The sequence below is a fragment of the Leucobacter chromiireducens genome (genome assembly GCF_051993095.1).
GTDB classification, from domain to species: domain Bacteria; phylum Actinomycetota; class Actinomycetes; order Actinomycetales; family Microbacteriaceae; genus Leucobacter; species Leucobacter chromiireducens.
This window is the reverse complement of sequence record NZ_CP197024.1, coordinates 2,041,142-2,065,199: the sequence shown is the minus strand read 5'-3', so window position 1 is coordinate 2,065,199 and position 24,058 is coordinate 2,041,142. Positions and strand designations below refer to the sequence as shown.

Genomic DNA, 24,058 nt, shown 5'->3' with positions numbered 1-24,058 from the left:
GACGCGCTCGATCCCGGCGATGCCATGCTCAGCGAACCAAGCTCTTGCACGCCCGAGGAACGCGACGGCAGTGACGGCTTTCTCGCTGCCTTTGCTGGTTCACCTCCCCGTTGGGGTCAATAAACTTGCGCTGGTTCAGGCCCCGCTGCGCGAGGAGCCGGGTGATGGTGCGACGACGACCTTCGGCCGTCAGCGACGAGTTTGCGTGCGTCACTTGACCGCCTCGCTCTCGACGGAGGCAATCAGCCGAATAAGCGGAACTGCGAGCAGCAGTGCCGTGGCGCTCGCGAGCACAGCTACCCAAACGGGTCCGAGTGCTCCCGGGATAACGCTGAGTGCGGCAGAGGCGAGCACGGGACCGGCAGCCGCACCAATGTTGAGTGCCGCGGTCGCGTATGACCCCGCCATGGTGGGTGCACCCGCCGCGGCATAGAGCACTCGCGTGATCAGCGTGCTCCCGACGGCGAACCCCACCACTCCCTGAAGGAATACGAGCCCGAGCAGGGCAACGGGGTTCGTTGCACAGAGCGCCAGCGCGACCCACCCGAGCACGAGAACGCTGCAACCGCCCACGATGACGATCCTGGGTCGGGCATCCGAGAGTTGTCCTGCAACGGTGACACCAATGAAGGAGCCGACACCGAAGAGCACAAGGGCCACCGGTACCCACCACTGGCTCAGGCCGGCGGTGTCCGTAACGATCGGCGCGAGAAAGGTGAGCGTGGCGAAGGTGCCGGCATTCACCAGGGCGGCGAGCAGCATCGTTGGAACGAGGCGCAGGGATGCCAGCTGCGCCAGTTCCACACGCAGCGAGGTCGAGGATGGCTCCTCCTTTGATGAGTCGTGGGCTTCAGAGCTGAAGCCCACAGCGATGCCGATCGCGGCGGGGACGCAGAGAAGTGCGATCGCCCAGAACGTCGATTGCCAGCCGAGTGCCGTCCCAAGCAGCGCACCTGCGGGTACACCTGCGACGGTGGCGACGGTGGTACCCGCCAGCAGAACCGCCACGGCTCGACCTTTGGCGTCGGGCGCTACGAGTCTCGTCGCCGCTCCCAACGCGACCGCCAGGAAGCCTGCATTCACGATCGCCGCGATTACGCGCGTGATGAACAGAACAGTGAAATCCAGCGTGAGCGCCCCGACGACGTGGGACAGCGCGAATACGATCACGCAACCCAGGAGTGTCGCTTTCACCGGGAGGCGACGAGTGAGCGCGGCCATCGCTGGTGCACCGATCACCATCCCTGCGGCGAACGCCGATGTCAGGAGACCAGCGGCCCCCACGGAAACTCCGAAGTACGTAGAGATGTCGGGTACGAGACCGGCGAGCATGAATTCGGAAGTGCCCATGGCAAAGACCACCAGGGCAAGAAGATAGAGAGCGAAAGGCATCGAGATAGCTCCGAAGCGAGAGAACGAACAAGAGAACGTCTCGTCACCACGGTCAGCGCCTCAAGGACGCCCGAAGGACATGCTGCGCGTAGCGTGCAATCAGCTAGGGGCTTGGCGGAGGTGAGGGGCTGACGGCGTGACCGAAAGCCCCTGAGTGTCCGATTCAGGGCTCGACATAGAGACCATCGTACCCGTCTGCGCGGGGACCTTCGAGGAACGTCAGCACCCCCATTGCCCGCAACAGCTAGCGGTACTCGGTGGGGATCGCAGGGTCGCCGCGGGTGAGGCTCATCGCGACGGGTGGCAACTCGGAGACGCGCAGCGTGTGGCGCTCGCGAGCCGCGGCGATCCCGTCGGCTCCGGTGTGGCCGGGCTGCAGCTCGCCAGCCACGACGAACGGCACGAGCACCTCGCGGCCGTCGCCTGCCTCGCCCTCGGTGGTGCCCGCGGGCCCGTCGCCCAGGTAGATCAGTTCGGCGCGGGCAACGCCGCGCGGGGTGTGCGCGCGACGCACGCTCTTGCGTCCGCCGACGGATGCCTTATCCGCGGACTTCTTTGCGACCGGGATCCACTCGCCCGAGTCGTCCTGATGCGCGACGAGCTTGTACACCATGCCCATCGTCGGGGTGCCAGAGCCGACTACCACGGAGGTGCCGACGCCGAAGCTGTCCACGGGCGAGGCCGCGAGGGCGGCAACGGTGTACTCGTCGAGGTCGTTCGTTACGGTGATGCGCGTCTGCGTTGCACCGAGCTCGTCGAGCAACTCGCGCACGCGGGCCACCACCACGGGCAGGTCGCCCGAGTCGATGCGCACGGCGCCGAGCTCGGTGCCGGCAACCTCGATGGCGGTGCGCACGCCCTGCTCGATGTCGTACGTGTCGACGAGCAGCGTGGTGTCGGTGCCGAGGGTGGCCACCTGCGCTTCGAAGGCCGCGCGCTCGCTGTCGTGCAGCAGGGTGAAGCTGTGTGCGGCGGTGCCCATCGTGGGGATGCCGTGGCTACGGCCAGCCTCGAGGTTGGAGGTCGCGCTGAAGCCCGCGATGTAGGCGGCGCGTGCGGCAGCGACCGCGCTGTACTCACCCGTGCGGCGCGAACCCATCTCGGCGAGCGGCTTGCCCGCGGCGGCGTGGCGCATGCGGGAAGCCGCGGTGGCGACCGCGGAGTCTGCGTTCAGAATGCTGAGCGCGAGCGTCTCGAGCAGCACACCCTCGGCGAAGCTTGCCTCGACGGTGAGGAGCGGGGAGCCCGGGAAGAACACCTCGCCTTCGGGGTAGCCCCAGATATCGCCGCTGAACCGGTAGTTGGCGAGCCAGTCGAGCGTCCGATCGGTGACCACCCGGTGCTCGCGCAGAAAGTCGAGCTCCTCGTCGCCGAAGCGGAAGTGCTGGATCGCCTCGAGCAGGCGGCCGGTGCCCGCGACGACGCCGTAGCGGCGGGCGCCGGAGAGGCGTCGGGCGAAGAGTTCGAACATGCTGCGACGTTCGGCGGTGCCGGCGTGGAGTGCCGCGTCCACCATGGTGAGCTCGTAGTGGTCAGTGAGCAGTGCCGTTGAAGGGTTCACGTCGCCAGCATAGCCGCAGAATGGGCCGCACCAGGGGTTTCAATGGAAGTCCCGCGAGCGCACGCTGGCGGGCGCCGCGAGCGGCGCAAAGCTCTCGGCGATGACGTTAACGACGCCCTCGGGGGAGCGCTCAAGCATGCCACGCACGATGAGCGCAGGTGCTGACCGTGCGACGAGCCGGTTGCGCTGCCACACCTGCGCGAACGTGACAATGTTCACCGTGCCCACCTCGTCCTCCACCGTGAGGAAGGTGATGCCGCCCGCGGTGCTGGGGCGCTGACGGTGCGTGACGAGTCCCGCAACGCTGATCTGCGTTCCCGGTGGCGTGTGGCGGGTGCGGTCGGAGCGGGTGATGCCGCGGGCATCGAGCTCCTCCCGCAGCAGTGCGAGCGGGTGGTCGCCCGTCGCGATGCCAGTGCTCCAGAGATCAAGGGTGGTCTGTTCTTCTCGGCTCAGCACGGGAAGCAGCGGCGGCTGCACATGCACGGCGATGCCGGGGAGGAAGCGCTCGCGGTTGTCGGCGGCGGGCCCGGCAGACCAGAGCGCCTCGCGGCGGCTCACGCCGAGGCTGTCGCAGGCACCCGCCGCCGCGAGCGCCTCGATGCGGGTGCGGTCGAGGTCTGCGCGGCGCGCAAGGTCGGCGAGGTCGAGGAACGGGCCGGCCTCGCGCGCTCGCACGATGCGCTCCGCGGTGGCGGTTTCGATGCCGCGGATCTCGGCGAGTCCGAGCCGCACGGCGAAGGCGCCATCCCTGCGGTGGGCCCCACTCGTGTCGGGCAGGCCCGGCTCGAACGGGGGAACGGTCGCATCGGCCTCGTGGGGCGCGAGCGCGCGGACGGGCTCATCGGCGGTGCAACCGGCGTCGGCTGCGGTGCGCGCTGATCCCGATCCCGTTGCGCCCGCAGCGGGATCGGCGCGGGCCTCGAGGCCGGAGAGCGCGCCGGAGCGCTGCACATCGACCGGACGGATCTCGACGCCGTGGCGACGCGCGTCGGCGACGAGGGTGCGCGGGGCGTAGAACCCCATCGGCTGGGAGCGGAGCAGGCCGGCAAGGAACGCCCCGGGGTAGTGCAGTTTGAACCAGGAGCTGACATAGACGAGCAGCGCAAAGCTGATCGAGTGGCTCTCGGCAAAGCCGAAGCTCGCGAACGCTTGAATCTGGTCATACAGGTGCTGTGCGTCCTCGCCCACGATCCCGTTGCTCGCCATCCCGGCGAAGAGCGTGTCGCGGAGCGCGTCGATACGCTCCTCACCGCGTTTCGACCCCATGGCGCGGCGCAGTAGGTCAGCGTCTTCTGCGGAGCAGTTGCCCACCGCCATCGCCATTTGCATGAGCTGCTCCTGGAAAAGCGGCACGCCGAGCGTGCGCTTGAGCACCTTCTCGAGTTTCGGGTGCGAGTACGTGACGGGCTCGGTGCCGTTGCGCCGCCGCAGGTAGGGGTGCACGGCGCCGCCCTGGATGGGGCCGGGGCGGATCAGGGCGATCTCGATCACGAGGTCGTAGAAGCTGCGCGGCTTCAGCCGGGGGAGCGTGTTGAGCTGCGCGCGGCTCTCCAGCTGGAAGACGCCGATCGCGTCGGCGCGGCACAGCATGTCGTAGACGCCCGGCTCTTCTTTCGGCACGGTCTCGAGGGTCCACCGTTCACCCGTCGCATCGGCGATGAGGTCCATGCTCTTCTGCAGCGCGCTCAGCATGCCGAGGCCGAGCAGATCGAACTTGACGAGGCCCATGCTCGCGCAGCCCTCTTTGTCCCACTGGAGCACGGTGCGGCGCTCCATGCGCGCGTGCTCGATGGGGCAGACCTCACCGACCGGGCGCTCCGTGAGCACCATGCCACCCGAGTGGATGCCGAGGTGACGGGGCGCCGTGAGAAACTGCTGCGCCAGGCGCTGGACCGGGAGCGGGATCGGGCTGTCTGGGTCTTCCTCGATGGCGCGCCACCGCTCCATCGCTTTCGTCCACGCCCGCTGCTGGCCCGGCCCGTACCCGAGCGCCTTCGCCGCGTCGCGGATCGCGGCCTTCGGGCGGTAGCTGATGATGTTTGCGACCTGGGCCGCGTTGCGCCTGCCGTAGCTGTCGTAGACGTACTGGATGATCTCCTCGCGCCGCTCTGAATCGAAGTCGACGTCGATGTCGGGCTCCTCGTCACGCATGCTCGAAAGGAATCGTTCGAAGGGGAGGTCGTAGCGGATCGAGTCGACGGCGGTGATGCCGAGCACAAAGCACACCGCGGAGTTCGCCGCGGAGCCGCGCCCCTGGCAGAGGATGCCGCGGCGGCGGGCTTCCTGCACGATGTCGTGGACGATCAGGAAGTACCCGGGGAAGTCCTTCTCCTCGATGACGGTGAGCTCGCGCTCCAGGCGCTCGCGCACCGGGTCGCTGATGCTGCCGTAGCGGCGCTCGGCACCCTCCCAGACGAGGCGCCGCAGCCAGCTCATCTGGGTCTCGCCGGGTGGGAGGGGAAGCTGGGGGAGCCGCGGTCGAGCCGCGCGGAGCGAGAACGCGAGGGTCTGCGCGAGCGGCACGGTGCGAGCCACCGCGTGGGGTGTGCGCGCGAAACGGCGGAGCTGCGCTGCGCCGGAGCGGAGCCGCGCCGCGCCGGAGGCCGGGAGGTACGCGTCGAGCTCGTCGAGGCTGCGCCGCGCACGCACGGCTGCCATCGCCTCCGCGAGCGGTGCCTCTGCCGCACTCGCGTAGTGCACATTGCCCGTGGCGAGTGTGGGCAGGTGGAACTCAGCCGCGAGCGCGGTGAGACGCGCGTTGGTCACATCGTTTCCCGGGTGCCCGAGATCGGTGAGCTCCACAAACACGTGTTCGCTACCAAAGAGTTCGGTGAGTTTGCGCAACTCCGCGCGAGCGCGATCCTCCTCGTCAGCGCGGGTACTGCCCGCAGCGAGCGCCTTGCGCACTGCACCCTTTCTGCATCCCGTGAGGATCGCCCACTCACCGCCCGCCTGCGCGGCAAGCTCGTCGAGCGCGTAGGTCGGGCGCCCCTTTTCGCCACCGCTCAGCTGCCCCTCGGTGATGGCACCCGCGAGCCGGTGGTAGCCGCTCGTTCCCTGCGCGAGGACGAGCAGGTGCGTGCCCATGGGATCGGTGGCGCCGAGCTGCGGTGCATCAAGGCCGAGCGAGAGCTCTGCGCCGTACACCGTGAGAGGTGGGGTGGTTCCGGCGGCGGCGCGGCGTCCGGCAAGCTCGGCGGCGTCGGCGAACGCGGCAGCCCCGTACAGTCCATCGTGGTCGGTGAGCGCGATCCCCTCGAGGCCCAGCGTGGCGGCCTCAGCTATGAGCTCTTCCGGGGAGGACGCTCCGTCGAGAAAGCTGAAGTGGGAGTGCGCATGGAGTTCCGCGTACGGGACGTGTGGCAGCGCGGGGTCTCGCTCGCTCGCCCGGTCGGGCGGCGGGGCCGCGCTGGGCGGCGGCGCTGGGCGCCCACCGCGCGCATCCCCGGCGCTCCGCTCAGTGCCTGCTGGGCGGGATCGGCCGGAGAGCGTGCGCTCCAGCTCCGCCCAGGGGAGCGGTGGATTGTTCCACCCCATTGCGTGTCCTTTTCTGTCTGCCTCCCGGTACCGCGGGAGAACTAGTCGTAGCGGCCCTCGGCAAACCAGCCGCCGGCCTCGGTATAGAGCAGCCACGCATCGCCGTTACTGAGCTCAACCTGCAGCCGGAAGCGTGGGGGCGCGCCCTCCCACCAGTGCTCGCGGAGCGGCCACGGGGGCGACCACCCCTGCACGGGGGTGGGCAGCACCGTGTGCGCTACGGTGAGCTGCGCCGGATCCGTGGTGAGGAGATCCTCCGCGTCGACACGCACGAGCGTGCCCGCGCGATCGCGGAGCTCAGCGGGGAGCGGGGTGGTGAAGACCAGGCTAGGCGCTGGGCCGGTAAGTGCACCCGGCCACGGCCCAGCCGCTGAGGCGTGTCCCGTGGCGTCGGCGTGCCGAGTTCCCCAGGGCACCCGGCGCTGGCGGTCGCGCAGCAACCTGCCGCCGCCGAGTTGCATCGTGCCGACCGCGGTGTGCCCCAGTCGGCTCTGCGCGCGGCTGAGCTGATGGTGCACGCGTTCGTCGGGTTCCGTGTTCCAGAGCCCCGGCTCGTGCGCCGCAGCCCGGTCGGTGTGCGTGGGGGTGAGGCGCACGAGCGTGATACCGGCCCCGCCGCGCTCCGCGTCGTGCGAGAGCCCGGAGGCCTGCCAGCGGATGCGCCCGAGCACGTCCGTCGCGGTGAAGTGGCGTGGGTGCGCCCACTCGCGTTCGTGATGCACGCCGATATCGTCGGTGAGCTCAACGCGGAGCGCGGTGCACACGAGCCGCTCCGCAGTGAAACCGGACACGAACTGCTCGGCGAGCGCGGCGCACGCAAAGGCGAGCTGCTCAGCGGTGGCGATCGGGGGTTCGAACGCGAGCTCCACCGTGAACTCCCGCGCGGGTGTACGTGGTCGGAGCTCGGCGCCGTGGCCGGGGCCCGCGGCGGTTGCGCGGCGGTGCACCGCGATCCCGTTCGCACCGAACCGCTGGCGCACCGCCTCCTCGGGGAGCGCGGCGAAAGCGCCGAGCGTGTGGATGCCGAGGCCATGCAGCACTTCGGCGAAATCGCGTGGCGCGGCGCGCGACACCGGCAGCGCGCTGAGGAACGCGGGCGCCTGGCCGGGCGGCACGATCATGATCCCCGGCCCAGCCGGCGAGAGCCCTGGCGCTTCAGCCGCCGAGCGCGCGGCCTGCTCTGCCGCGAAGATGCCGTCGGCGATGCCTACGCGTGCGTCGTCGAAGCCGAGTTCGGCTGCGAGCTGCAGAAGCGCGGTGGCGGCGGGCTCCTCGCCCCCGTAGTAGCGCGCGGGGCCGCGCACACGCATCGCGCTGAGCCCGGGCCTGCGCGGTTCGACGCCGGGCACGAGCTGCTCGATTGCGGTGAGCACCGGTGCGAACTCTCGTGCATCGGCCTCGGGGCGGTGCGCATGCACCTCAAGCGAGGGGCAGCGCGCCTGCGCCTCGCGCTCGCGCAGCCCAGCCCGCACCCCCTCAGCGCGAGCGGCTGGGGAGCACGCCACGACGCGGTGGTTCGCGACGAGCGCGAGCGCAGGCCACTGCGGCGCTGCTCCCGTCGGCGAGGACGGGCTGACCTCGGGAGCCGCGTCAGCCATGTCCGTCGCCGCGCCGGGCTCCGCGGCGGGGAGCCCCTGCGCTGCCGCACTGCGCGCCTGCGCCGCGCGGTCGCGGAGGTGCGCGTGGATCGGCCAGTCGGGGATCCACAGCACCAGCACTCGTTCAGCCGCGGGCATGATGCTCCTCACCCGCGCCGACGCTAGCACCCGCCCGGAGATCTGGGACCGCGCGCAGCTTCGGCGCACCTGCCGCGGGAAGCTGCGCGCCCGGTACGTGTACCTGCTCGACCACGGCACGATCCGCCACCGCACGATCCGCCACCGCACCGTCGGCGAAGCGGACACGGTGCTGCCGGATCCCGCGCCGATCTTGCGACTGGACCGCGAGCTCGCGGGTCGCGAGGATGCCCGCGCCGTGCCCCAGACCGCTCCACCGTGAGGCGGTGACGCTGAGGGCGCTTTCGGGGTTGGGCCAGTCACCGGAAACGACCAGCGCTGAACCGTGCTCGCGCATGCGCGCGGCGATGCGTTCAGCATCGCCGGCTCGAGGCCGTGCGGGCGTATGCACGAGCACCACGGTGAGCGCCTCACTGAGTGCGCCAGCAAGGCCGATCGCCTCGGCCCCCGGCTCGGGAATAACGATGCAGCGGTCGAGTGCGATGCCCAGCGCCGCGGCGGCCTCCGCGCCGAACGCCGGCAGCCCGATCACGCCGCACCAGGCGCCCGCAGCCGAGGCTGCGGCGAGAAAGGCCAGCGCGAGCTGCTGCGAGCCACGCACCGTGTAGCTTGCGCCCGCTCGGAGTGCGCCGCCAGGGAGGAGCGAGCGGAGCCCCGCGGAGGTGGGAAGTGCGCGCTCGTCCAGCCGCAGCGGTTGCATCTCGGAGATGCGCTGCTGCAGCGAGTGCACGGTCGCGGTCGAATTCATGCAGCAATATTCGAACATATGTTCGAATAAGTCAATCCCGTTCGCACCCCGTGTGTTGCGCGCCTGCGCCCGGTCGGGCGCCGTTCGGCGGGACGGCGTAGGATGGACGGGATGAATGAGGACGAGCTGGACGATTACGAGCGTGAGGCTGAGCTGTCGCTGTTTCGCGAGTACCGCGATATTGCGAGCCAGTTCCGCTATGTCGTCGAAACTGAGCGCCGGTTCTACCTGGCAAACGAGGTCGATCTGAAGCGGCAGGATGCCGGCAGTGACTTCTATTTTGAACTGACGATGAGCGATGTGTGGGTGTGGGATGTGTACCGCGCCGACCGCTTCGTGAAGTCGGTACGCGTGCTCACGTTTAAGGATGTGAATGTCGAGGAGCTCTCGGCGCGCGAGTTCTCGCTGCCGCAGGAGCTCGCGCTCGACGAGTAGCCGAACGGCCGCCGAGGCGGTTCGAGTGTCCTGGTGCCGCGTGAAGGGCGCTGGGCGAACGGGTCTTATCGGTGTGCCCGAACGTCATCATCGCATGAAACTTAGGCTAGCCTTATTTCATGCCATCTGCGCCGCCTTCTCCCGCCGCCCCTGCTGAGGTGCACGGGATTTCGGATCCCGCAGAGCTGATCCCATACCCGTTTCTGCTCACCACGATGGTGCGCGAGCAGCCGTCGAGCGCACGCTGGCTCGAACACAGTCACAGCGTCGCCGAGCTCATCTGGGTCGTCTCCGGTGTGGTGAACGTGAACATCCACGGTGCCATCCACGTGCTCCGGCCGGGGTGGGGGATTCTCGTCCCCCCGAACGCCGTGCACGCGTCGCAGGTGATGCGCTCCGCGCGCATTGGCGCGACCTACTTCCGTGCGCTCTCCGTCGAGCAGCCCACTCAGGTGCGGCTCAGCCGGGCGCTCATGGAAATGCTGCAATACCTGAACGACACAGGGATGGAAGCAGACGAGCGGCTCCGCGCCCAGCAGGTGTGTATCGATATGGTGCGTCACTCGCACACGCACGCCGCTGGCCTGCCGGTGCCGAGCGATCCACGAATCCGCCAGATCACCCGCGCAATTCTTGCGGACCCGGCAGATGACCGCTCGCTCGAACAGTGGTCGGTCATCACGGGGACGAGCGTCAGCACGATTGCGCGCACCTTCGCCGAAACCACGGAGCTGAGCTTCGTGCGCTGGCGTAGACAGGTGCGGGTGGGCGCCGCCATGTCGTTGCTCGCAGAGGGGCTCCCGGTCGCGACGGTGGGGAAGCGCGTGGGGTACCACTCGCCCAGCGCGTTCGTCTCAGCCTTCCGACAGGAATTCGGGCAGACTCCCGGCGCGTACCTGCGCGAGTGCGCCGCGGTATGCGCAGAATCAGACACGTTCTGCGCGATCCGCAACATCGCGCGTTCCTAGGCTCGAACTGTTCACCACTGTGAACAGGACATCGCTAGGAGAATCATGACTCGTCTTGCCACCCAACGACGCAGAAGCCCGGGCGCCCACGCCCGCGGTGCTTTCGCGCTGCTGCTTGGAGCCTCCCTCGTGCTCACCGGGTGCACCTCGGAACGGCCCGCGGCGGAAGCACCTGCGGAGTCATCGCTTGTGGTGAGCGAAGCTGAGTCGGGAGCGTTCCCCGTGTCGCTCGAGCACGCCTTCGGCACCTTTGCGCTTGAGAAAGCACCGGAGCGCATTGTGACGATCGGTTGGGCAAGCGAGGACATCGCCGTGGCACTCGGCATCACCCCGGTCGCGGTGCCGGTCAGCTGGGCTGGCGACGATGACGGGCTCGTGCCCTGGTTCCGCGAGGCGGTCGAGAGCGCGGGATCCCCGATCCCCGCAACGCTCACCGATCTGGGCGGGGGAGAGATTGACTTCGAGCAGATCCTCGCGCTGCGGCCCGACGCGATCATCGCACCCTTCTCGGGCATCACGGATGTGCAGTATGAGCGGCTCGCAGAGATCGCTCCCACGCTCGCGTACCCGGAGAAGCCCTGGTATCTCGACTGGCAAGAGCACACCGAGTTCATCGGTGAGGCGCTCGGTCGTCCCGCGCTCGCCAAGCAACTGGTTGCTGAGACGCAGCAGGACATCGCCCAGCACGGGTCCGAGCATCCCGAGTTCGCTGAGTCGACGTTCGTGTACTCCACGGGCGTGAGCGAGAGCGGAACCGATGTCGGGTTCTACGCGCCCACCACTTCGCTCATCGGAATCATCGAGGATCTCGGGCTGACCCTCTCGCCCCAGGTCGCTGAGCGGGCGCAGAAGTTCCCCGACGAGCTCTACTTCGGCGTGAGTCTCGAAGAGATCGACGAGGTGGAGGCCGACGTGTTCCTCGGGCTGGTGAACAACCAGGATGAGGTCGACCTCGCGCTGGCGCAGAGCCTCTTCCGGAAATGGCAGCCGATCGCGAACGACCGTGCGGTGTGGCTCACCGACCGCGAGGTGTCGCAGGCGGTCGCCGCACCCTCCGTGCTGTCGGTGCCGTGGGTGCTTGACGAGTTCGTGCCCGAGGTCGCCGACGCACTGCAGCGGTAGTTCATGGTCTCGACGATGGATGCGCCGACGGCGCGCGTGTACCGCGCAGAAGTGTGCCAGAAGACCGTGCTGAGCCCCGGCATGATGCGAGTGGTGCTGGGCGGAAGCGACCTCGCCGGCTACCCCACGACAGGGTCGCCTGACGAGTACGTGCGGCTGTTCTTTCCCGACGTTCCCGGTGAGGAGCCACGGATTCCGAGGGCGGTTGGGCGCGGGTGGGAGTTCGCGGCGGGGGTTGACCCTGCTCCGATGCGCACGTACACGGTCCGCGCACACTCGGCGGGCGCGGTGACGATTGACTTCGTCCGCCACGCGGGGGGCCTCGCGGCGGACGCAACCGCGTTGCCTGCCGTGGAGCGCATCATCGAACAGGCTCGGCCCGACACCGAGATCCGGCTGTTTTGCGAGGTCGCTGATGCGAGTGATGCGCGCCTCCCCGCGGCAGCGGCCGAGCGGATCGTGTGCGCGAACTGGCTGTACGAGAGCGGGAACGGCGCGTACGCGAGCCGGGTGGCAGACGTCTGCGTGCGCGCCGAGCTCGCCGCGGACGGGAGCGAGACGGTGTGGGTCGCCGGAGAGTCCGCCATGACCCGGAGGGTGCGGTCGCACTTGCGAAAGACGCTCGGGTTCCCCGCCGCGCACACGCACCTGGTGGGGTACTGGACTGATAACGAACGCGCCTGGAACGAACGCCACGATGCGCTGGGCGGCGAGGTGCGCGCCCAGCTTGACCACCTGTACTCGGCGTATCGCGAGGTCGAAGGCACCGCGCGAGAAGCCGTACTCGACGAGATCTACACGCTGTACGACCGGGCGAAGCTGTAGCTCGAGGTTGAGGGTGCACCCTGTGTGCGGGACAACCCGCTCACAGGGCCGCCACCACGCCGATTCTGTGCGAATTCTTCACAAGATTGGGATCGGGCCTCACGCCAGGTACCCCGCTGCCGATGATTGCGGCAGGAGGTGCTCCAATGAATCCCACACTGTCCGCGTCGTCAGCCCGAGCTGCCCGGTCCGCTCGCGCCGTGCAGAGCCAGGCGCTCGGCGCACGCGGGGAAGCGCTCGCCGCAGCGTACCTCGCTGAGCACGGCTACGAGATTCTCGAGCGGAACTGGCGTGGTCGGCGCGGTGAGCTCGACCTCATCGTCCGCACCGCGCACACGCTCGTTGCGGTTGAAGTGAAAACTCGGCGGGGTACCGGCTATGGCACACCACTGTCCGCGGTGACCCCGCAGAAAGTGGCACGGCTGCGGCTCCTCCTGGGCGAATGGCTGAGCGGCAGCGGGGAGGTGTCTGCGCGGCTGCGCATCGACGTAATCGGCATCCTGCTGCGTGCAGACGCGGGGCCCAGGCTCGAGCATCTGCGAGGTGTCGCGTGAGCGGCGGTGTGTACCGGGCTTCATCTGTTGCGCTCACCGGCATGGAAGGAACCGCCATCACCGTCGAGGCCGCGGTGTCGCAGCAACTTCCGGGAATGGCGATCATTGGGCTGCCCGACACCGCTCTTGCCGAGGCAAAACTGCGGGTCCGCTCGGCGACCGCGCAGGCGGGCCTGCCGCTCGCCGACCGCTTCGTGACCGTCAACCTGCGCCCGGCAGCGCTCCCCAAGCACGGCGCAGGCTTCGACCTCGCAATCGCGCTGGCGGTCCTCGCCGTCTCCGGGCACCTGAGCGGTGCGCGCCTGCACGAGACCGCGCACCTGGGTGAACTCGGGCTGGGCGGCGATGTGCGCCGGCCCGCTGGTCTCCTGTCGCTCGCAATTGCGGCGCAGGCGCTCGGCTTCGCCCGGGTGATGGTGCCCGCAGAGGGAGCGAGTGAGGCCGCGCTCGTGCCAGACCTCGAGGTGATCGCAGTGCGTGATGTGAGTGAGGCGGTGGGATGGCACCGGGGCGTGCCGGGGTGTGGGCGCCGTGTTACCCGACCCGCTCGCCGCACGCGGCAGCTCCCACCCGCCGAAACGCACAATGATGTGCGAGAGATCGTTGGTCAGGAAGACGCGATCGACGCGCTCACGGTTGCCGCTGCGGGACGGCACCACCTGTCACTGCTCGGGCCGCCCGGGGCTGGGAAGACGCTGCTCGCTTCCCGGCTGCCGACGCTCCTGCCCGAACTCACAGACGACGAGGCACTCGAAGTCAGCAGCATTGCCTCGCTCGGCAGCGGGGCCACTGTCACACGACTGATTCACACTCCACCGTTTGAGAGCCCGCACCACACCGCATCCGCCGCGGCGGTCATCGGCGGCGGGGCCGGCAACGCGGTGCGCCCGGGTGCCCTCACCCGCGCCCACCGTGGCGTGCTGTTCCTCGATGAGGCCCCCGAGTTCTCACGAACGGTCCTGGAAGCGCTGCGGCAGCCTCTTGAATCTGGGCGTGTGGAAATCCATCGAGCCCAGCTCCGAGCAACACTTCCCGCGCGAGTGCAACTCATCCTCGCGGCGAACCCGTGCCCCTGCGGGAACGCGAACTCCCTGGACCCCGAACTGCCGTGCCGGTGCACGCCGAGCGCACGCGTGCGATACCAGCAACGCATCTCGGGTCCGCTTGCTGACCGCCTGGATCTTCAGCTTGAGCTCCGAAGGGTCTCCCGTGCGAGACAGCCCGAATCACCGCGCCCCGTGCTCACGAGCGCGGATTTGCGCGCACGGGTTGCCGAGGCGCGGGCAAGCGCGCGAGCTCGACTGGCCGGCACCGGGTGGCGCGTGAACGCTGAGGTATCAGGTGATTGGCTTCGCACCTCCGCGCTCAAACTTCCCGCCGCAGACACACTGATCCTCGACCGGGCGCTCAGCCGTGGGGCGCTGACCCTTCGCGGCTACGACAGAGTGCTCCGCGTCGCGTGGAGCATCTCCGACCTTGCAGGCGGTGGACGCCCGCGCCGCGAACAGATCGCCCAGGCGCTCGTGCTCCGAAGCGGAGGAGTGCTGTGACCGGCCACGACCTCGCGACGCCGCTGATGCCCGACCCCGTAACGAGCGCTCAGCTCCACACGCTGTGGGCACTGCCCGAGCTGCGGCTCGACGCTACATCCGCACCTGGGACTCGCGCTGAAGCACCCCACGAAGAGCTCGCACTCACCAGTGCCGAGCTCGCGGAACTCTTCGCACGAATCGTCTGGTCTCGCATCACCGAACCAGGCGATGCGACCGCCGGTACCCTCATCGCATGGCTGGGCGCGCCCGCTGCGCTCGCCCTCGTCGCGCGAGGGGCGCACCCGCGTGAGTTCGACGAGCGGTTTCTCCGCACAGAGGCCCCTTTAGGGAGTGCGGCGGCGGGGGAGCCGCCGAGCGGCCCGGCCATCACCGCTGCGCTGCGAAGATGGCGGCCCCGCATCGCTGACACCCCAGCGAGTTCCGACATCGAGCGTGCTGTCGAGCTCGGCATGCGCGTGGTGACCCCCACCCACCCCGCGTGGCCCCAGCAACTCAACGATCTTGGCGCACACACGCCGCACCTACTCTGGGTTCGCGGCAATCCAACGCACCTCAGCGCGCCCTCGCTCGCGATCGTGGGCGCACGCGCGTGCACGAGCTACGGCGCGCACGTGACCGCTGAGCTCGCAGCAGCCGCGGTGGCGGGCGGACGCGTCATCGTCTCTGGCGCAGCCTACGGAGTTGACGCTGTCGCGCACCGCACCGCGCTCGCCGCAGAGCGCCCCACCGTCGCCGTGCTCGCGGGCGGAGCTGATCGCGTCTACCCGGCCGCTCACGACACTCTGCTTGCGCGTGTGCGAGAGCAGGGGGTCGTGTGCTCAGAGCTCGTCCCCGGGGCTGCGCCGACACGGTGGCGGTTTTTGCAGCGCAATCGCTTGATCGCCGCGCTTGCCGACGCAACGCTTGTCACGGAAGCCGGGCCACGCTCCGGCTCCCTCAATACCGCGGGTCACGCCGCGACGCTCGGGCGGCCACTCGGTGCTGTGCCCGGGCCGATCACGAGCGCGGCGTCTGCGGGGTGCCACCGCCTCGTGCAGGAGTACGGGGCAGCCCTCATCACCGGTGAGCGTGATCTCACGGAGCTCATCGAAGCCGGGGGCGGCGAATGGTCACTCACACAAACCGAAACGCACGCGGCCGCAGATGACAGCGAACCGCGGCAGCCCGAGACGCACCGCAGAGTACTTGACGCGCTTCCGCTGCGCGGTTCTCGCACCGCGGAAAGGCTGGCGCAGCTCGCAGGGCTCGACCCTCGGGAAGCGCAACGCGCACTTGTTGAGCTCGAGCTGCTCGGCAGCGCGGTGCGACGGGAAACGCCGGGGGACGCGCCCCCGCGGTGGGCGCTGCAGCGGCGACAATAGAGGCATGGATCTCACGAGCGCCACCGCAGCGTTCCTCACCGCGGTGCACGCAGAATACGGGTACTCCGAGCACACCGTTCGCGCGTACCGCCGTGACCTCGCCGACTTCACTGACTTCGCGGCAGACGCGGGGGCCACCCAGCTCGCCGAGTGCGACCTGGAACTCATGCGTGCCTGGCTGTGGGATCGGCAACAGCGTGGGCTCGCGCAGAGCACACTCGCACGCAACGTCGCCACGCTGAAGTCCTTCGGCGGCTGGCTCGAGACGAAGCAGCTCGTTCCAGGAAACCCGGCGTCTCGCCTCCGCACGCCCAAGGCACCGCGTGCGCTCCCACGGGTGCTCGGCGACGAACAGATCGGACGCATTCTGAGGCGCGCCGAGCAGCGTGCGGCCGGCGGCGACCCTGATGCGCAGCGCGATCACGCTGTGCTCGAACTGCTCTACGCTACTGCGCTGCGTGTCTCCGAACTGTGCGGGCTCACCCCGGCGGGCCTCGACCAGCGAGAACGCACCGTTCGTGTGCTCGGCAAGGGCGGAAAGGAACGGGTCGTGCCTTACGGCGGCCCCGCGGATCGGGCCCTCACCACGTACCTGCGGTCCGCGCGGCCGGCGCTCGCGACGCGCGCAGAACCAGCAGCCGGCGGAACGAGCGCTGAGACTGCGCTCTTTCTCGGGGTGATGGGTGCGCCGTTGACGCCGAGCGCTGTGTATCGCTTGGTGTCGCGAGAACTCGAGCAGGAGCCAGGCGGGGGCCCGAGCGGCCCACACACATTTCGGCATACTGCAGCCACCCACCTGCTGAACGGGGGTGCCGACCTGCGCGTGGTGCAGGAGATGCTGGGGCACTCCAGCCTCGCCAGCACACAGGTGTACACGCATGTCTCGACCGAGCGGCTCGCGGAGCGCTATCGGCAAGCCCACCCGCGGGCGTAGCGGCAACTCACTCGCGCCAGGGCACCAGCTCCGGGCGGCCGAGCAGAAACCGCATGGGGGAGACATACTCATCGTCCACGCGCACCCCCAGGTGCACGCACTCGGCAGCGCAGTGCGCGCCGCGAGCGACCTCACCAATCTGACTGCCAGCAATGACAGGTGAGCCAGCGGCCACCGTGCTCGCAACCGGCTCGAGCGAGTACACCGTCGCAGAATCCACGCGAACTGAGATCACGGGACGATCGACCACCACCCCAGCGAACGTGACCGTTCCTGCGGCCGGGGCGCTGACCAACTCGCCGGGGACGGCGGGCAGATCAACCCCGCGGTGTCCCGAGGTGTACGGAGTGTCCGGGGCTCGGAACGCCCCGGACACCGTGAACGTCCCCGCGAGGGGTGGCAGCCAGCGAGGTGCGGCCCAGGCCTCAGCGCTGGGAACAGGTCGCGGGAGTGCGCTCGCTCCGGGGGACACCGTGAGTAAGAATGCGCAGAGCACGCCCTGCACCAGGATCGACCGTGCGCGGAACCGCGCAGTGCGGGCCCCGGGCGCCGCCTCGCCCTGCGACAGTGCGCCGCGAACCCCTGGGGAAGAAACGAAAGGAATCTGCATGCCTCGAGTGTGCGATCCCGCGCTGCCCGTGCACGGAGGAACTCCGTGCCTGTGGAAACACTGCCGAGACCGGCGCGGCTCGAGGAAATGTGAGCGAGGGCGGTCCGCCGGGGTCGCGCAAACGACACGCGAAAGCGCGCCGCCGCGTGCGGTTTCCAGAGGCCCCGGATGCTACACTGGTCGACGCACCTCGAAAGAGGTGACTTCGCGTGCCCACTCATCGGCGCACCGCCACCGGTCTTCGGATCTTCTGATCGAAGCGGCGGGGCCCGAGGGCACCAGGATCTGATCGCACCCGCGATCGAACAAACCGAAAGCGCGTGCCATTCGTGGTGCGCAGAACAGGAGAACGGCAATGGCCGTCGTAACCATGCGCCAGCTGCTCGACAGCGGCGTCCACTTCGGACACCAGACCCGCCGCTGGAACCCGAAGATGAAGCGCTTCATTTTCACCGAGCGCTCGGGCATCTACATCATTGACCTGCAGCAGTCGCTCGGCTACATCGATGCCGCGTACGACTTCGTGAAGAACACCGTTGCCCGCGGTGGCAACGTTCTCTTCGTCGGCACGAAGAAGCAGGCCCAGGAGGCCATCGCCGAGCAGGCAACCCGCGTGAACCAGCCCTACGTGAACCAGCGCTGGCTCGGTGGCCTCCTCACGAACTTCCAGACCGTCACCGGTCGCCTCGAGCGCATGAAGGAGCTCGAGCAGCTCGACTTCGAGGGCACCACGAGCGGCTTCACCAAGAAGGAGCTCCTCCTCAAGAAGCGCGAGCTCGAGAAGCTGCAGAAGTCGCTCGGTGGCATCCGCAACATGGGCAAGACCCCCTCGGCTCTCTGGGTGGTTGACACCAAGAAGGAGCACCTCGCGATCGACGAGGCGAAGAAGCTTGGTATCCCCGTGATCGCCATCCTCGACACGAACTGCGACCCCGACGAGGTCACCTACCCGATCCCGGGTAACGACGACGCAATCCGCTCGGTGGCGCTGCTCACCCGCGTGATCGCTGACGCGGTTGCTGAGGGCCTCATGGAGCGCCACCAGAAGCCCGAGGCCGGCGAGGCAGCGGCTGAGCCGCTCGCTGAGTGGGAGGTCGAGCTGCTCGGTGCAGAGACCCCCGCCGCTGAGGCAACCGAGGCGCCCGCCGCTGAGGCACCCGCCGCTGAGGCCGCTGAGGCGACCGAAGCTGCTGCTCCCGCTGCCGAGTAATTCGGTTCCCCTTACACGTTCAGAACCACTCAGAAGGAGTCACACATGGCTGCAGTAAGCATGGCCGCTGTGAAGGAGCTGCGCGAGCGTCTCGGCGCTGGCATGCTCGACAGCAAGAACGCACTCGTCGAGGCTGAGGGCGACATCGAGAAGGCGATTGAGATCCTGCGTCTCAAGGGCCTGAAGGGCGTCGCAAAGCGCGGCGACCGCGAGGCGAGCGAAGGTCTCGTCGCGGTTCGTCAGACCGAGGGTGCTGCCACGATGATCGAGCTCGTTTGCGAGACCGACTTCGTTGCAAAGAACGAGAAGTTCATCGCTCTGGCTGAGCGCGTCCTCGACGCAATCACCGCCGCGGGTGCTGCAACGGCTGAGGAGGCCCTCGCGGCTCCCGCCGACGGCAAGACCGTCGCTGACGTGATCGCTGACGAGTCCGCCATCATCGGTGAGCGCATCGTGCTCCGCAAGGTCACGCGCGTCGAGGCTCCGGCCACGTCGGTGTACCTGCACCAGACCTCGAAGGATCTGCCCCCGCAGATCGGCGTGGTCGTGGGCTACGAGGGCGACGGCGCAGAGGCTGCACTCAGCATCGCGCGTCACATCTCGTTCGCTGATCCGCTCTACGTCACGCGCGACGAGGTTCCCGCGGCTGACGTCGAGAAGGAGCGCGAGATCGTTACCGAGATCTCGAAGAACGAGGGCAAGCCTGAGGCTGCACTCCCGAAGATCGTTGAGGGGCGTCTGAACGCGTTCTTCAAGCAGGTCGTTCTCGGCGAGCAGGTTCACGCACTTGACGACGAGAAGCGCGACGTGAAGAAGGTCGCTGAGGCGGCCGGCATCACGGTCACCGGCTTCGCTCGCAGCAAGGTCGGCGCCTAACTGGTAGTCACGGGACCCGGGCCAATTTGGTCCGGGTCCCGTGCTATGCCCGCACTAGTATTGGCCTCAGCTGAGGCCCTCCCAAATTTTCACCCACCCGTTCCCCGCGAAGGAGACCCCACATGACTGACACCGCAGACCGTAAGCGTCGAGTACTGCTGAAGCTTTCTGGCGAGGCCTTTGGTGGGGGCAAGCTCGGGGTGAACCCCGACGTCGTGAGCCAGATCGCTCGCGAGATCGCAGCGGCAATGGAGCACGCTGAGGTCGCGATTGTTGTCGGTGGGGGCAACTTCTTCCGCGGTGCCGAGCTTTCGCAGCGCGGCATGGACCGCGAGCGCGCTGACTACATGGGCATGCTCGGAACCGTCATGAACGCGCTCGCGTTGCAGGACTTCCTTGAGCAGGCGGGCGTTGAAACCCGTGTGCAGTCGGCTATTACGATGACGCAGGTCGCTGAGACCTACATTCCGCTCCGCGCGATTCGCCACCTCGAGAAGGGCCGCGTCGTGATCTTCGGTGCCGGTGCGGGGCTCCCGTACTTCTCGACGGACACCGTGTCGGCGCAGCGCGCACTTGAGATCCACGCTGAAGAGGTCCTCGTTGCCAAGAACGGCGTCGATGGGGTCTACACGGCCGATCCCGCGAAGGATCCGAACGCTACGCTGATTGATGACATCACCTACGGGGAAGCGCTGGTGCAGGGCCTCAAAGTGGTCGACTCGACCGCTTTCAGCCTGTGCATGGACAACGGCATGCCGATGCGCGTCTTCGGCATGGAGCCCGCGGGCAATGTGACCGCGGCGATTCGTGGCGAGAAGCTCGGCACGCTCGTTCACCGCTAAGCTTGATTCAGTTCGGCAACACATAAGGAGAGCACCGTGATCGAAGAGGTCTTCGTCGATATTAAGGACCGCATGAACGGCGCGGTCGAGTCCGCGAAGGAAGGCTTCGCCTCGGTGCGTACCGGCCGCGCGAACCCCGCCCTGCTGCAGAACCTGCAGGTGGACTACTACGGCACGCCTACGCCGCTGCCGCAGCTCGCCTCGGTGCAGAACCAGGACGCGCGCAGCCTCATCATCACGCCTTACGACAAGGGTGCGATGAAGGACATCGAGCAGGCAATCCGCGATATGCCGAACCTCGGGGCGAACCCCTCGAACGACGGCAGCGTCATCCGCGTCGCGCTTCCCGAGCTCACCGAGGAGCGTCGCAAGGAGTTCGTCAAGATCGTCAAGGGCCGCGCCGAGGATGCTCGCGTGGCAATCCGAAACGTTCGCCGTGCAGGTATGGGCGACCTTGAGGCGCTCAAGAGCGAGATCGGCGAGGACGAGATCACTCGCGCCGAGAAGGAGCTCGAGACCGTGACGAAGCAGTTCATCGATCAGATCGATGATGCGCTCAAGCGCAAAGAAGCTGAGCTGCTGGAGGTCTGAGCCGTATGACCGGCTCCGAGCGGCGTGACGAGCTGCGCAACGCGTTTGAATCCACGCGTGCGCAGCTCGAAGCCACGAACGCGCGCATTGAGGCTCGCGCAGGGCGCAACCTCTTCTTCGCGATCCTGTCGGGCCTCGTGTTCGGCGGGGTGTTCCTCGCGAGCCTGTTTCTCATGCGTGAGGTGTTTGTTGGCCTCGTCGCAGTGATCGTTTCCGTGGCGCTCGTTGAGCTCGCCGCGGCGTTCCGTGTTTCTGGCCGTCGAGTGCCACGCGTTGGTGTGGTGCTGGGGGGCCTGGTCGTTGTCGGCGGAGCCTTCTTCTGGGGAGCCGAGGGGATGCTCCTCGGCTTGTTCGCCGGCTCTGCGCTGCTCACCGTGTGGCGGCTCGTTGAAGGGCTCTTCCCTGCCTGGGAAACCCCACCGCGCACGCTGGTCCGCGATGTGTTCTCCGGTCTCTTCACGCTCGTCTACGTCGCGTTCCTCGCATCCTTCGCGGTGCTGCTCGTGGACGGCGAGCGCGGGGAGTGGTGGGTCTTCGCGCTCGTTTCGATTGTGGTGTCGGTCGACGTTGGAGCGTACGCCGCGGGCGTCACGCTGGGCCGTACGAAGATGACGCCTCGCATCAGCCCGAACAAGACCTGGGAGGGATTCTTCGGCGCCGCTGTGCTCGCCATGGCGGTTGGAGTATCGGTCGCAGTGTTCGCGCTCGAACAGCCCTGGTGGGTGGGCATCATCCTCGGCGTCGTGGTTCTCTTTACCGCGACCGGGGGCGATCTCACCGAGTCGCTCATCAAGCGCAACCTCGGGGTGAAGGACATGAGCTCGTGGATCCCCGGCCACGGTGGGTTCCTTGATCGCCTTGATTCACTGCTCCCGTCCGCCGTGGGCGTCTACGGCGTCGCGCTGGTCCTCGGGGTCGTGTGATGTCTGCCCGTTCCCAGCAAGCCCACGCGCGCGCACGCGAGAATGGTGCAGTGCACACAGCTTTTCCCATCGCCACAGGTTCCCAACTCGGCTACGCGCAGGAGCCCGTTGACGCGTTCCTGCAGCGCGCACGCTCGGCCTACGAGGGTGCGACGGCAGACGGTGCGCCGCTCACCGCCGAGACGATCCGGCACACCGCATTCCCCATGAAGCGCGGCGGCTACTCGTCGCGCTACGTCGACGCGGCGCTCGACAGGTTGGAAGAAGTATTTTTCGAGCGTGAACGCCGTGCGAAGGTGCGCGCCGCGGGGGAGGACGCGTGGTGGGACGAAACCCGGGCGCTCCTCTCCGAAGTGCGCGGTCGAATCCAGCGCCCCCGCGGTCGCCGGTTCCGCCGCCGCGGCCTGTTCGCGACGGGGTATCGCCGCTCACAGGTCGATGCGTTCCTCGACCGTGTCTCCGAGATGTTCGAGCGCCGTGAGCTCGAACTCTCGCCCGCAGAGGTGCGCGACGTGGTGTTTCATTCGCAGTGGCGTGGCTACAACGAAGATCAGGTTGATGCACTGCTCGACGGCGTTGTGGAGTTGATTCTTTCGACCCGATAGCTCGAAATCCCGGGCGTATCCGTGAACCTGAACGCCTCCGTTGTCGATCTGGCGTTGCTGAGATAGAATCGTTACATTGTGGCTTCCGTGAACTCTTCCTCCGTCTCCCGTCGATCCCGGCTTCGCGCCCCTATTGCAGGGCTCGCCGTCGCTGGTTTCCTCGGTGCCGCGGTGATCGCACCCTTCGCGCTTCCGAGTGCGCAGGCCGACGACGAGGTGCTCGCGTACCAGGCGTTCCAAGAGCGCATCCATCAGGAATTCACGCCAAACGAGTCGCCCGAGGCTGACCTCGTGTACGCCGAGGTGCCCGTGGTGCAGCTGCCGGACCCGGAGGAGGAACGCCGGAAGGCTGAGAAGGCCGCCGCCGAGAAGGCGAAGAAGGACGCGGAAGAGGCGAAGAAGGCCGCTGAGCTCGCGGGGGAGACCCCGGACGGAGCCGAATCAGCCGACCTCGGTGCGCCGCCTAAGTTCTCCGGCGGTGGGTCGCCGGCTGAGTGGATGAGCGCCGCAGGCATCGCTGAGTCGGACTGGGGTTTCGTTGACTACATCGCCTCAAAGGAGAGCAGCTGGAACCCGAACGCAACGAACGCGAGCTCGGGCGCCTGCGGACTCATCCAGGCCTACCCCTGCTCGAAGGTTCCCGGGAACGGCTACGACCCGGTAGACAACCTGCGGTGGGCGACCGGGTATGCGACGGATCGCTATGGCAGCTGGAAGGACGCGTACGCGTTCTGGACCGCAAACCACTGGTGGTGATCCAGGCCCGCTATGCCGCGTAAGCACCGTCGCACGCCTCCGAGCGAGTTGCGTGACGTTTCCCGCCTTGCGCACGGAGGAGCTCAGCGCGTCACGAGACGCGGACGAGAGTGGTTCGTGCGTGAGATCTCTGCAGCGCGCGCCGAGAAGGAGTACCGCTGCCCGGATTGCGGCTCAGGGATTCCGATCGGTCAGGCGCATGTGGTGGCGTGGTCAGCGGAGCACCTCTTTGGTGACGGCGCCGCGGTGCAGGATCGCCGGCACTACCACGCGCACTGCTGGCGTCTCGCGTAGCCCGAGCTCCGTGGTACCGCGCGAGCTAGAAGAGCGTCGGCTCTGCCGCGGACGTGGAGGAGCTCACATCAAGCTGAGGTGAGGTCCGTGGGGCGGCGTCGGCGAGCCCGGGGCCCGCATCCGGTGCCCGCCCTGCTTTGAAGGCGGTTGCAGCGGCGCGCGCGCGATCGTCGGCGGCCTCGTTCAGCGGGTGACCGACGTGGCCCTTGACCCACTCGAACCGCACCTTGCGACCCTCGAGCGCCGTGTCGATGCGCTCAAGGAGATCCCGGTTGAGCACGGGCTTGCCGTCAGCCTTTCGCCAGCCACGGCGCTTCCAGCCTGGCATCCACTGCGTCACCGAGTTGATCACGTACTGGCTGTCGCACAGGATCAGCAGCTCTTCCTGGGCTCGATCAGCGGTCGCGATCAGGAGATCGAGCACCGCCATGAGCTCGCCCTGGTTGTTCGTCGCCTTCGGCCACCCACCGGCACGCCACTGCGCATCATCAATCACCCAGGCCCATCCAGCGGGGCCGGGGTTTCCGAGTGCGGATCCGTCTGCTGCAGCCGTAAGAGTCATGGGTCCAGTCTGTCAGAGGGGGAGTGAGTGCCGGTGTGGCGGTGCGCTCGGCACCGCCAC

Annotated in this window: 23 protein-coding genes; 16 read left to right on the top strand and 7 right to left on the bottom strand. The window is 68.1% G+C overall.

Annotated elements, in window-relative coordinates:
* Positions 1-210: 210 nt before the first annotated feature.
* The 5 genes from ACR81A_RS09285 to ACR81A_RS09265 form a co-directional block, all read right to left on the bottom strand.
* On the bottom strand, positions 211-1,392 hold the full coding sequence (locus ACR81A_RS09285) for a Cmx/CmrA family chloramphenicol efflux MFS transporter (RefSeq protein WP_202381378.1): 1,182 nt from the start codon (positions 1,390-1,392) through the stop codon (positions 211-213).
* Between the two features lie 244 nt (positions 1,393-1,636).
* Positions 1,637-2,953: a nicotinate phosphoribosyltransferase gene (locus ACR81A_RS09280; protein ID WP_202381379.1), complete on the bottom strand. Its 1,317-nt coding sequence runs from the start codon at positions 2,951-2,953 to the stop codon at positions 1,637-1,639.
* 39 nt (positions 2,954-2,992) lie between these two features.
* Complete coding sequence (locus ACR81A_RS09275) at positions 2,993-6,493, bottom strand: error-prone DNA polymerase (RefSeq protein ID WP_202381380.1); 3,501 nt, start codon at positions 6,491-6,493, stop codon at positions 2,993-2,995.
* A 41-nt stretch (positions 6,494-6,534) separates the two neighbouring features.
* Positions 6,535-8,229, bottom strand: a complete 1,695-nt coding sequence (locus ACR81A_RS09270) for a DNA polymerase Y family protein (protein WP_202381381.1) — start codon at positions 8,227-8,229, stop codon at positions 6,535-6,537.
* Positions 8,216-8,977, bottom strand: coding sequence for a hypothetical protein (locus ACR81A_RS09265; protein WP_202381382.1), 762 nt, complete (start codon positions 8,975-8,977; stop codon positions 8,216-8,218). Before ACR81A_RS09265 ends, ACR81A_RS09270 begins: the two co-directional genes overlap by 14 nt.
* 111 nt (positions 8,978-9,088) lie before the next feature.
* Here ACR81A_RS09265 and ACR81A_RS09260 point away from each other — a divergent pair, with 111 nt between their 5' ends.
* The 8 genes from ACR81A_RS09260 to ACR81A_RS09225 all read left to right on the top strand — a co-directional run bounded on the left by ACR81A_RS09260 (position 9,089) and on the right by ACR81A_RS09225 (position 16,729).
* A complete protein-coding gene (locus ACR81A_RS09260) occupies positions 9,089-9,412 on the top strand; it encodes a DUF2469 domain-containing protein (RefSeq protein ID WP_025133793.1) in 324 nt (107 codons plus the stop codon).
* Between the two features lie 119 nt (positions 9,413-9,531).
* Positions 9,532-10,380 (top strand): helix-turn-helix domain-containing protein, encoded by an 849-nt coding sequence (locus ACR81A_RS09255; RefSeq protein ID WP_202381383.1) that lies wholly within the window; start codon positions 9,532-9,534, stop codon positions 10,378-10,380.
* A gap of 45 nt (positions 10,381-10,425) precedes the next feature.
* Positions 10,426-11,502: an iron-siderophore ABC transporter substrate-binding protein gene (locus ACR81A_RS09250; RefSeq protein WP_202381384.1), complete on the top strand. Its 1,077-nt coding sequence runs from the start codon at positions 10,426-10,428 to the stop codon at positions 11,500-11,502.
* A gap of 3 nt (positions 11,503-11,505) precedes the next feature.
* Positions 11,506-12,327 (top strand): siderophore-interacting protein, encoded by an 822-nt coding sequence (locus tag ACR81A_RS09245; RefSeq protein WP_440311650.1) that lies wholly within the window; start codon positions 11,506-11,508, stop codon positions 12,325-12,327.
* 146 nt (positions 12,328-12,473) lie between these two features.
* On the top strand, positions 12,474-12,881 hold the full coding sequence (locus tag ACR81A_RS09240) for a YraN family protein (protein WP_202381386.1): 408 nt from the start codon (positions 12,474-12,476) through the stop codon (positions 12,879-12,881).
* Positions 12,882-12,922: 41 nt separating this feature from the next.
* Entirely contained in the window at positions 12,923-14,431 is a 1,509-nt protein-coding gene (locus ACR81A_RS09235) for a YifB family Mg chelatase-like AAA ATPase (protein WP_237462519.1), read from the top strand.
* Positions 14,428-15,795: a DNA-processing protein DprA gene (dprA, locus tag ACR81A_RS09230; RefSeq protein ID WP_440311649.1), complete on the top strand. Its 1,368-nt coding sequence runs from the start codon at positions 14,428-14,430 to the stop codon at positions 15,793-15,795. Before ACR81A_RS09235 ends, dprA begins: the two co-directional genes overlap by 4 nt.
* 4 nt (positions 15,796-15,799) lie before the next feature.
* Positions 15,800-16,729, top strand: coding sequence for a tyrosine recombinase XerC (locus tag ACR81A_RS09225; RefSeq protein ID WP_202381434.1), 930 nt, complete (start codon positions 15,800-15,802; stop codon positions 16,727-16,729).
* A 7-nt stretch (positions 16,730-16,736) separates the two neighbouring features.
* On the opposite strand, the gene ACR81A_RS09220 is transcribed toward ACR81A_RS09225, so the two are convergent.
* On the bottom strand, positions 16,737-17,339 hold the full coding sequence (locus ACR81A_RS09220; protein WP_440311648.1) for a M23 family metallopeptidase: 603 nt from the start codon (positions 17,337-17,339) through the stop codon (positions 16,737-16,739).
* A 355-nt stretch (positions 17,340-17,694) separates the two neighbouring features.
* Between ACR81A_RS09220 and rpsB the strand changes: the two genes are divergently transcribed.
* The 8 genes from rpsB to ACR81A_RS09180 all read left to right on the top strand — a co-directional run bounded on the left by rpsB (position 17,695) and on the right by ACR81A_RS09180 (position 23,436).
* Positions 17,695-18,549 carry a 30S ribosomal protein S2 gene (gene rpsB / locus ACR81A_RS09215; protein WP_440311647.1) on the top strand — a complete coding sequence of 285 codons (855 nt, stop codon included), beginning with the start codon at positions 17,695-17,697 and terminating at the stop codon, positions 18,547-18,549.
* Positions 18,550-18,594: 45 nt separating this feature from the next.
* On the top strand, positions 18,595-19,425 hold the full coding sequence (tsf, locus tag ACR81A_RS09210; RefSeq protein WP_202381436.1) for a translation elongation factor Ts: 831 nt from the start codon (positions 18,595-18,597) through the stop codon (positions 19,423-19,425).
* 122 nt (positions 19,426-19,547) lie between these two features.
* Positions 19,548-20,267 carry a UMP kinase gene (gene pyrH, locus ACR81A_RS09205; RefSeq protein WP_202381437.1) on the top strand — a complete coding sequence of 240 codons (720 nt, stop codon included), beginning with the start codon at positions 19,548-19,550 and terminating at the stop codon, positions 20,265-20,267.
* 36 nt (positions 20,268-20,303) lie between these two features.
* Complete coding sequence (frr, locus tag ACR81A_RS09200) at positions 20,304-20,858, top strand: ribosome recycling factor (RefSeq protein WP_202381438.1); 555 nt, start codon at positions 20,304-20,306, stop codon at positions 20,856-20,858.
* Positions 20,859-20,863: 5 nt separating this feature from the next.
* The gene (locus tag ACR81A_RS09195) at positions 20,864-21,781 is read left to right on the top strand and encodes a phosphatidate cytidylyltransferase (protein ID WP_202381439.1); all 918 of its coding nucleotides are present in this window, start codon (positions 20,864-20,866) and stop codon (positions 21,779-21,781) included.
* A 50-nt stretch (positions 21,782-21,831) separates the two neighbouring features.
* A complete protein-coding gene (locus tag ACR81A_RS09190) occupies positions 21,832-22,386 on the top strand; it encodes a DivIVA domain-containing protein (protein ID WP_337248908.1) in 555 nt (184 codons plus the stop codon).
* Positions 22,387-22,464: 78 nt separating this feature from the next.
* Positions 22,465-23,142: a transglycosylase SLT domain-containing protein gene (locus tag ACR81A_RS09185; RefSeq protein ID WP_202381441.1), complete on the top strand. Its 678-nt coding sequence runs from the start codon at positions 22,465-22,467 to the stop codon at positions 23,140-23,142.
* A gap of 117 nt (positions 23,143-23,259) precedes the next feature.
* Positions 23,260-23,436 carry a hypothetical protein gene (locus ACR81A_RS09180; RefSeq protein ID WP_237462255.1) on the top strand — a complete coding sequence of 59 codons (177 nt, stop codon included), beginning with the start codon at positions 23,260-23,262 and terminating at the stop codon, positions 23,434-23,436.
* A gap of 25 nt (positions 23,437-23,461) precedes the next feature.
* Here the strand turns inward: ACR81A_RS09180 and ACR81A_RS09175 are convergent, their stop codons facing one another.
* Positions 23,462-23,998 (bottom strand): RNase H family protein, encoded by a 537-nt coding sequence (locus tag ACR81A_RS09175; protein ID WP_202381443.1) that lies wholly within the window; start codon positions 23,996-23,998, stop codon positions 23,462-23,464.
* Positions 23,999-24,058: the final 60 nt, after the last annotated feature.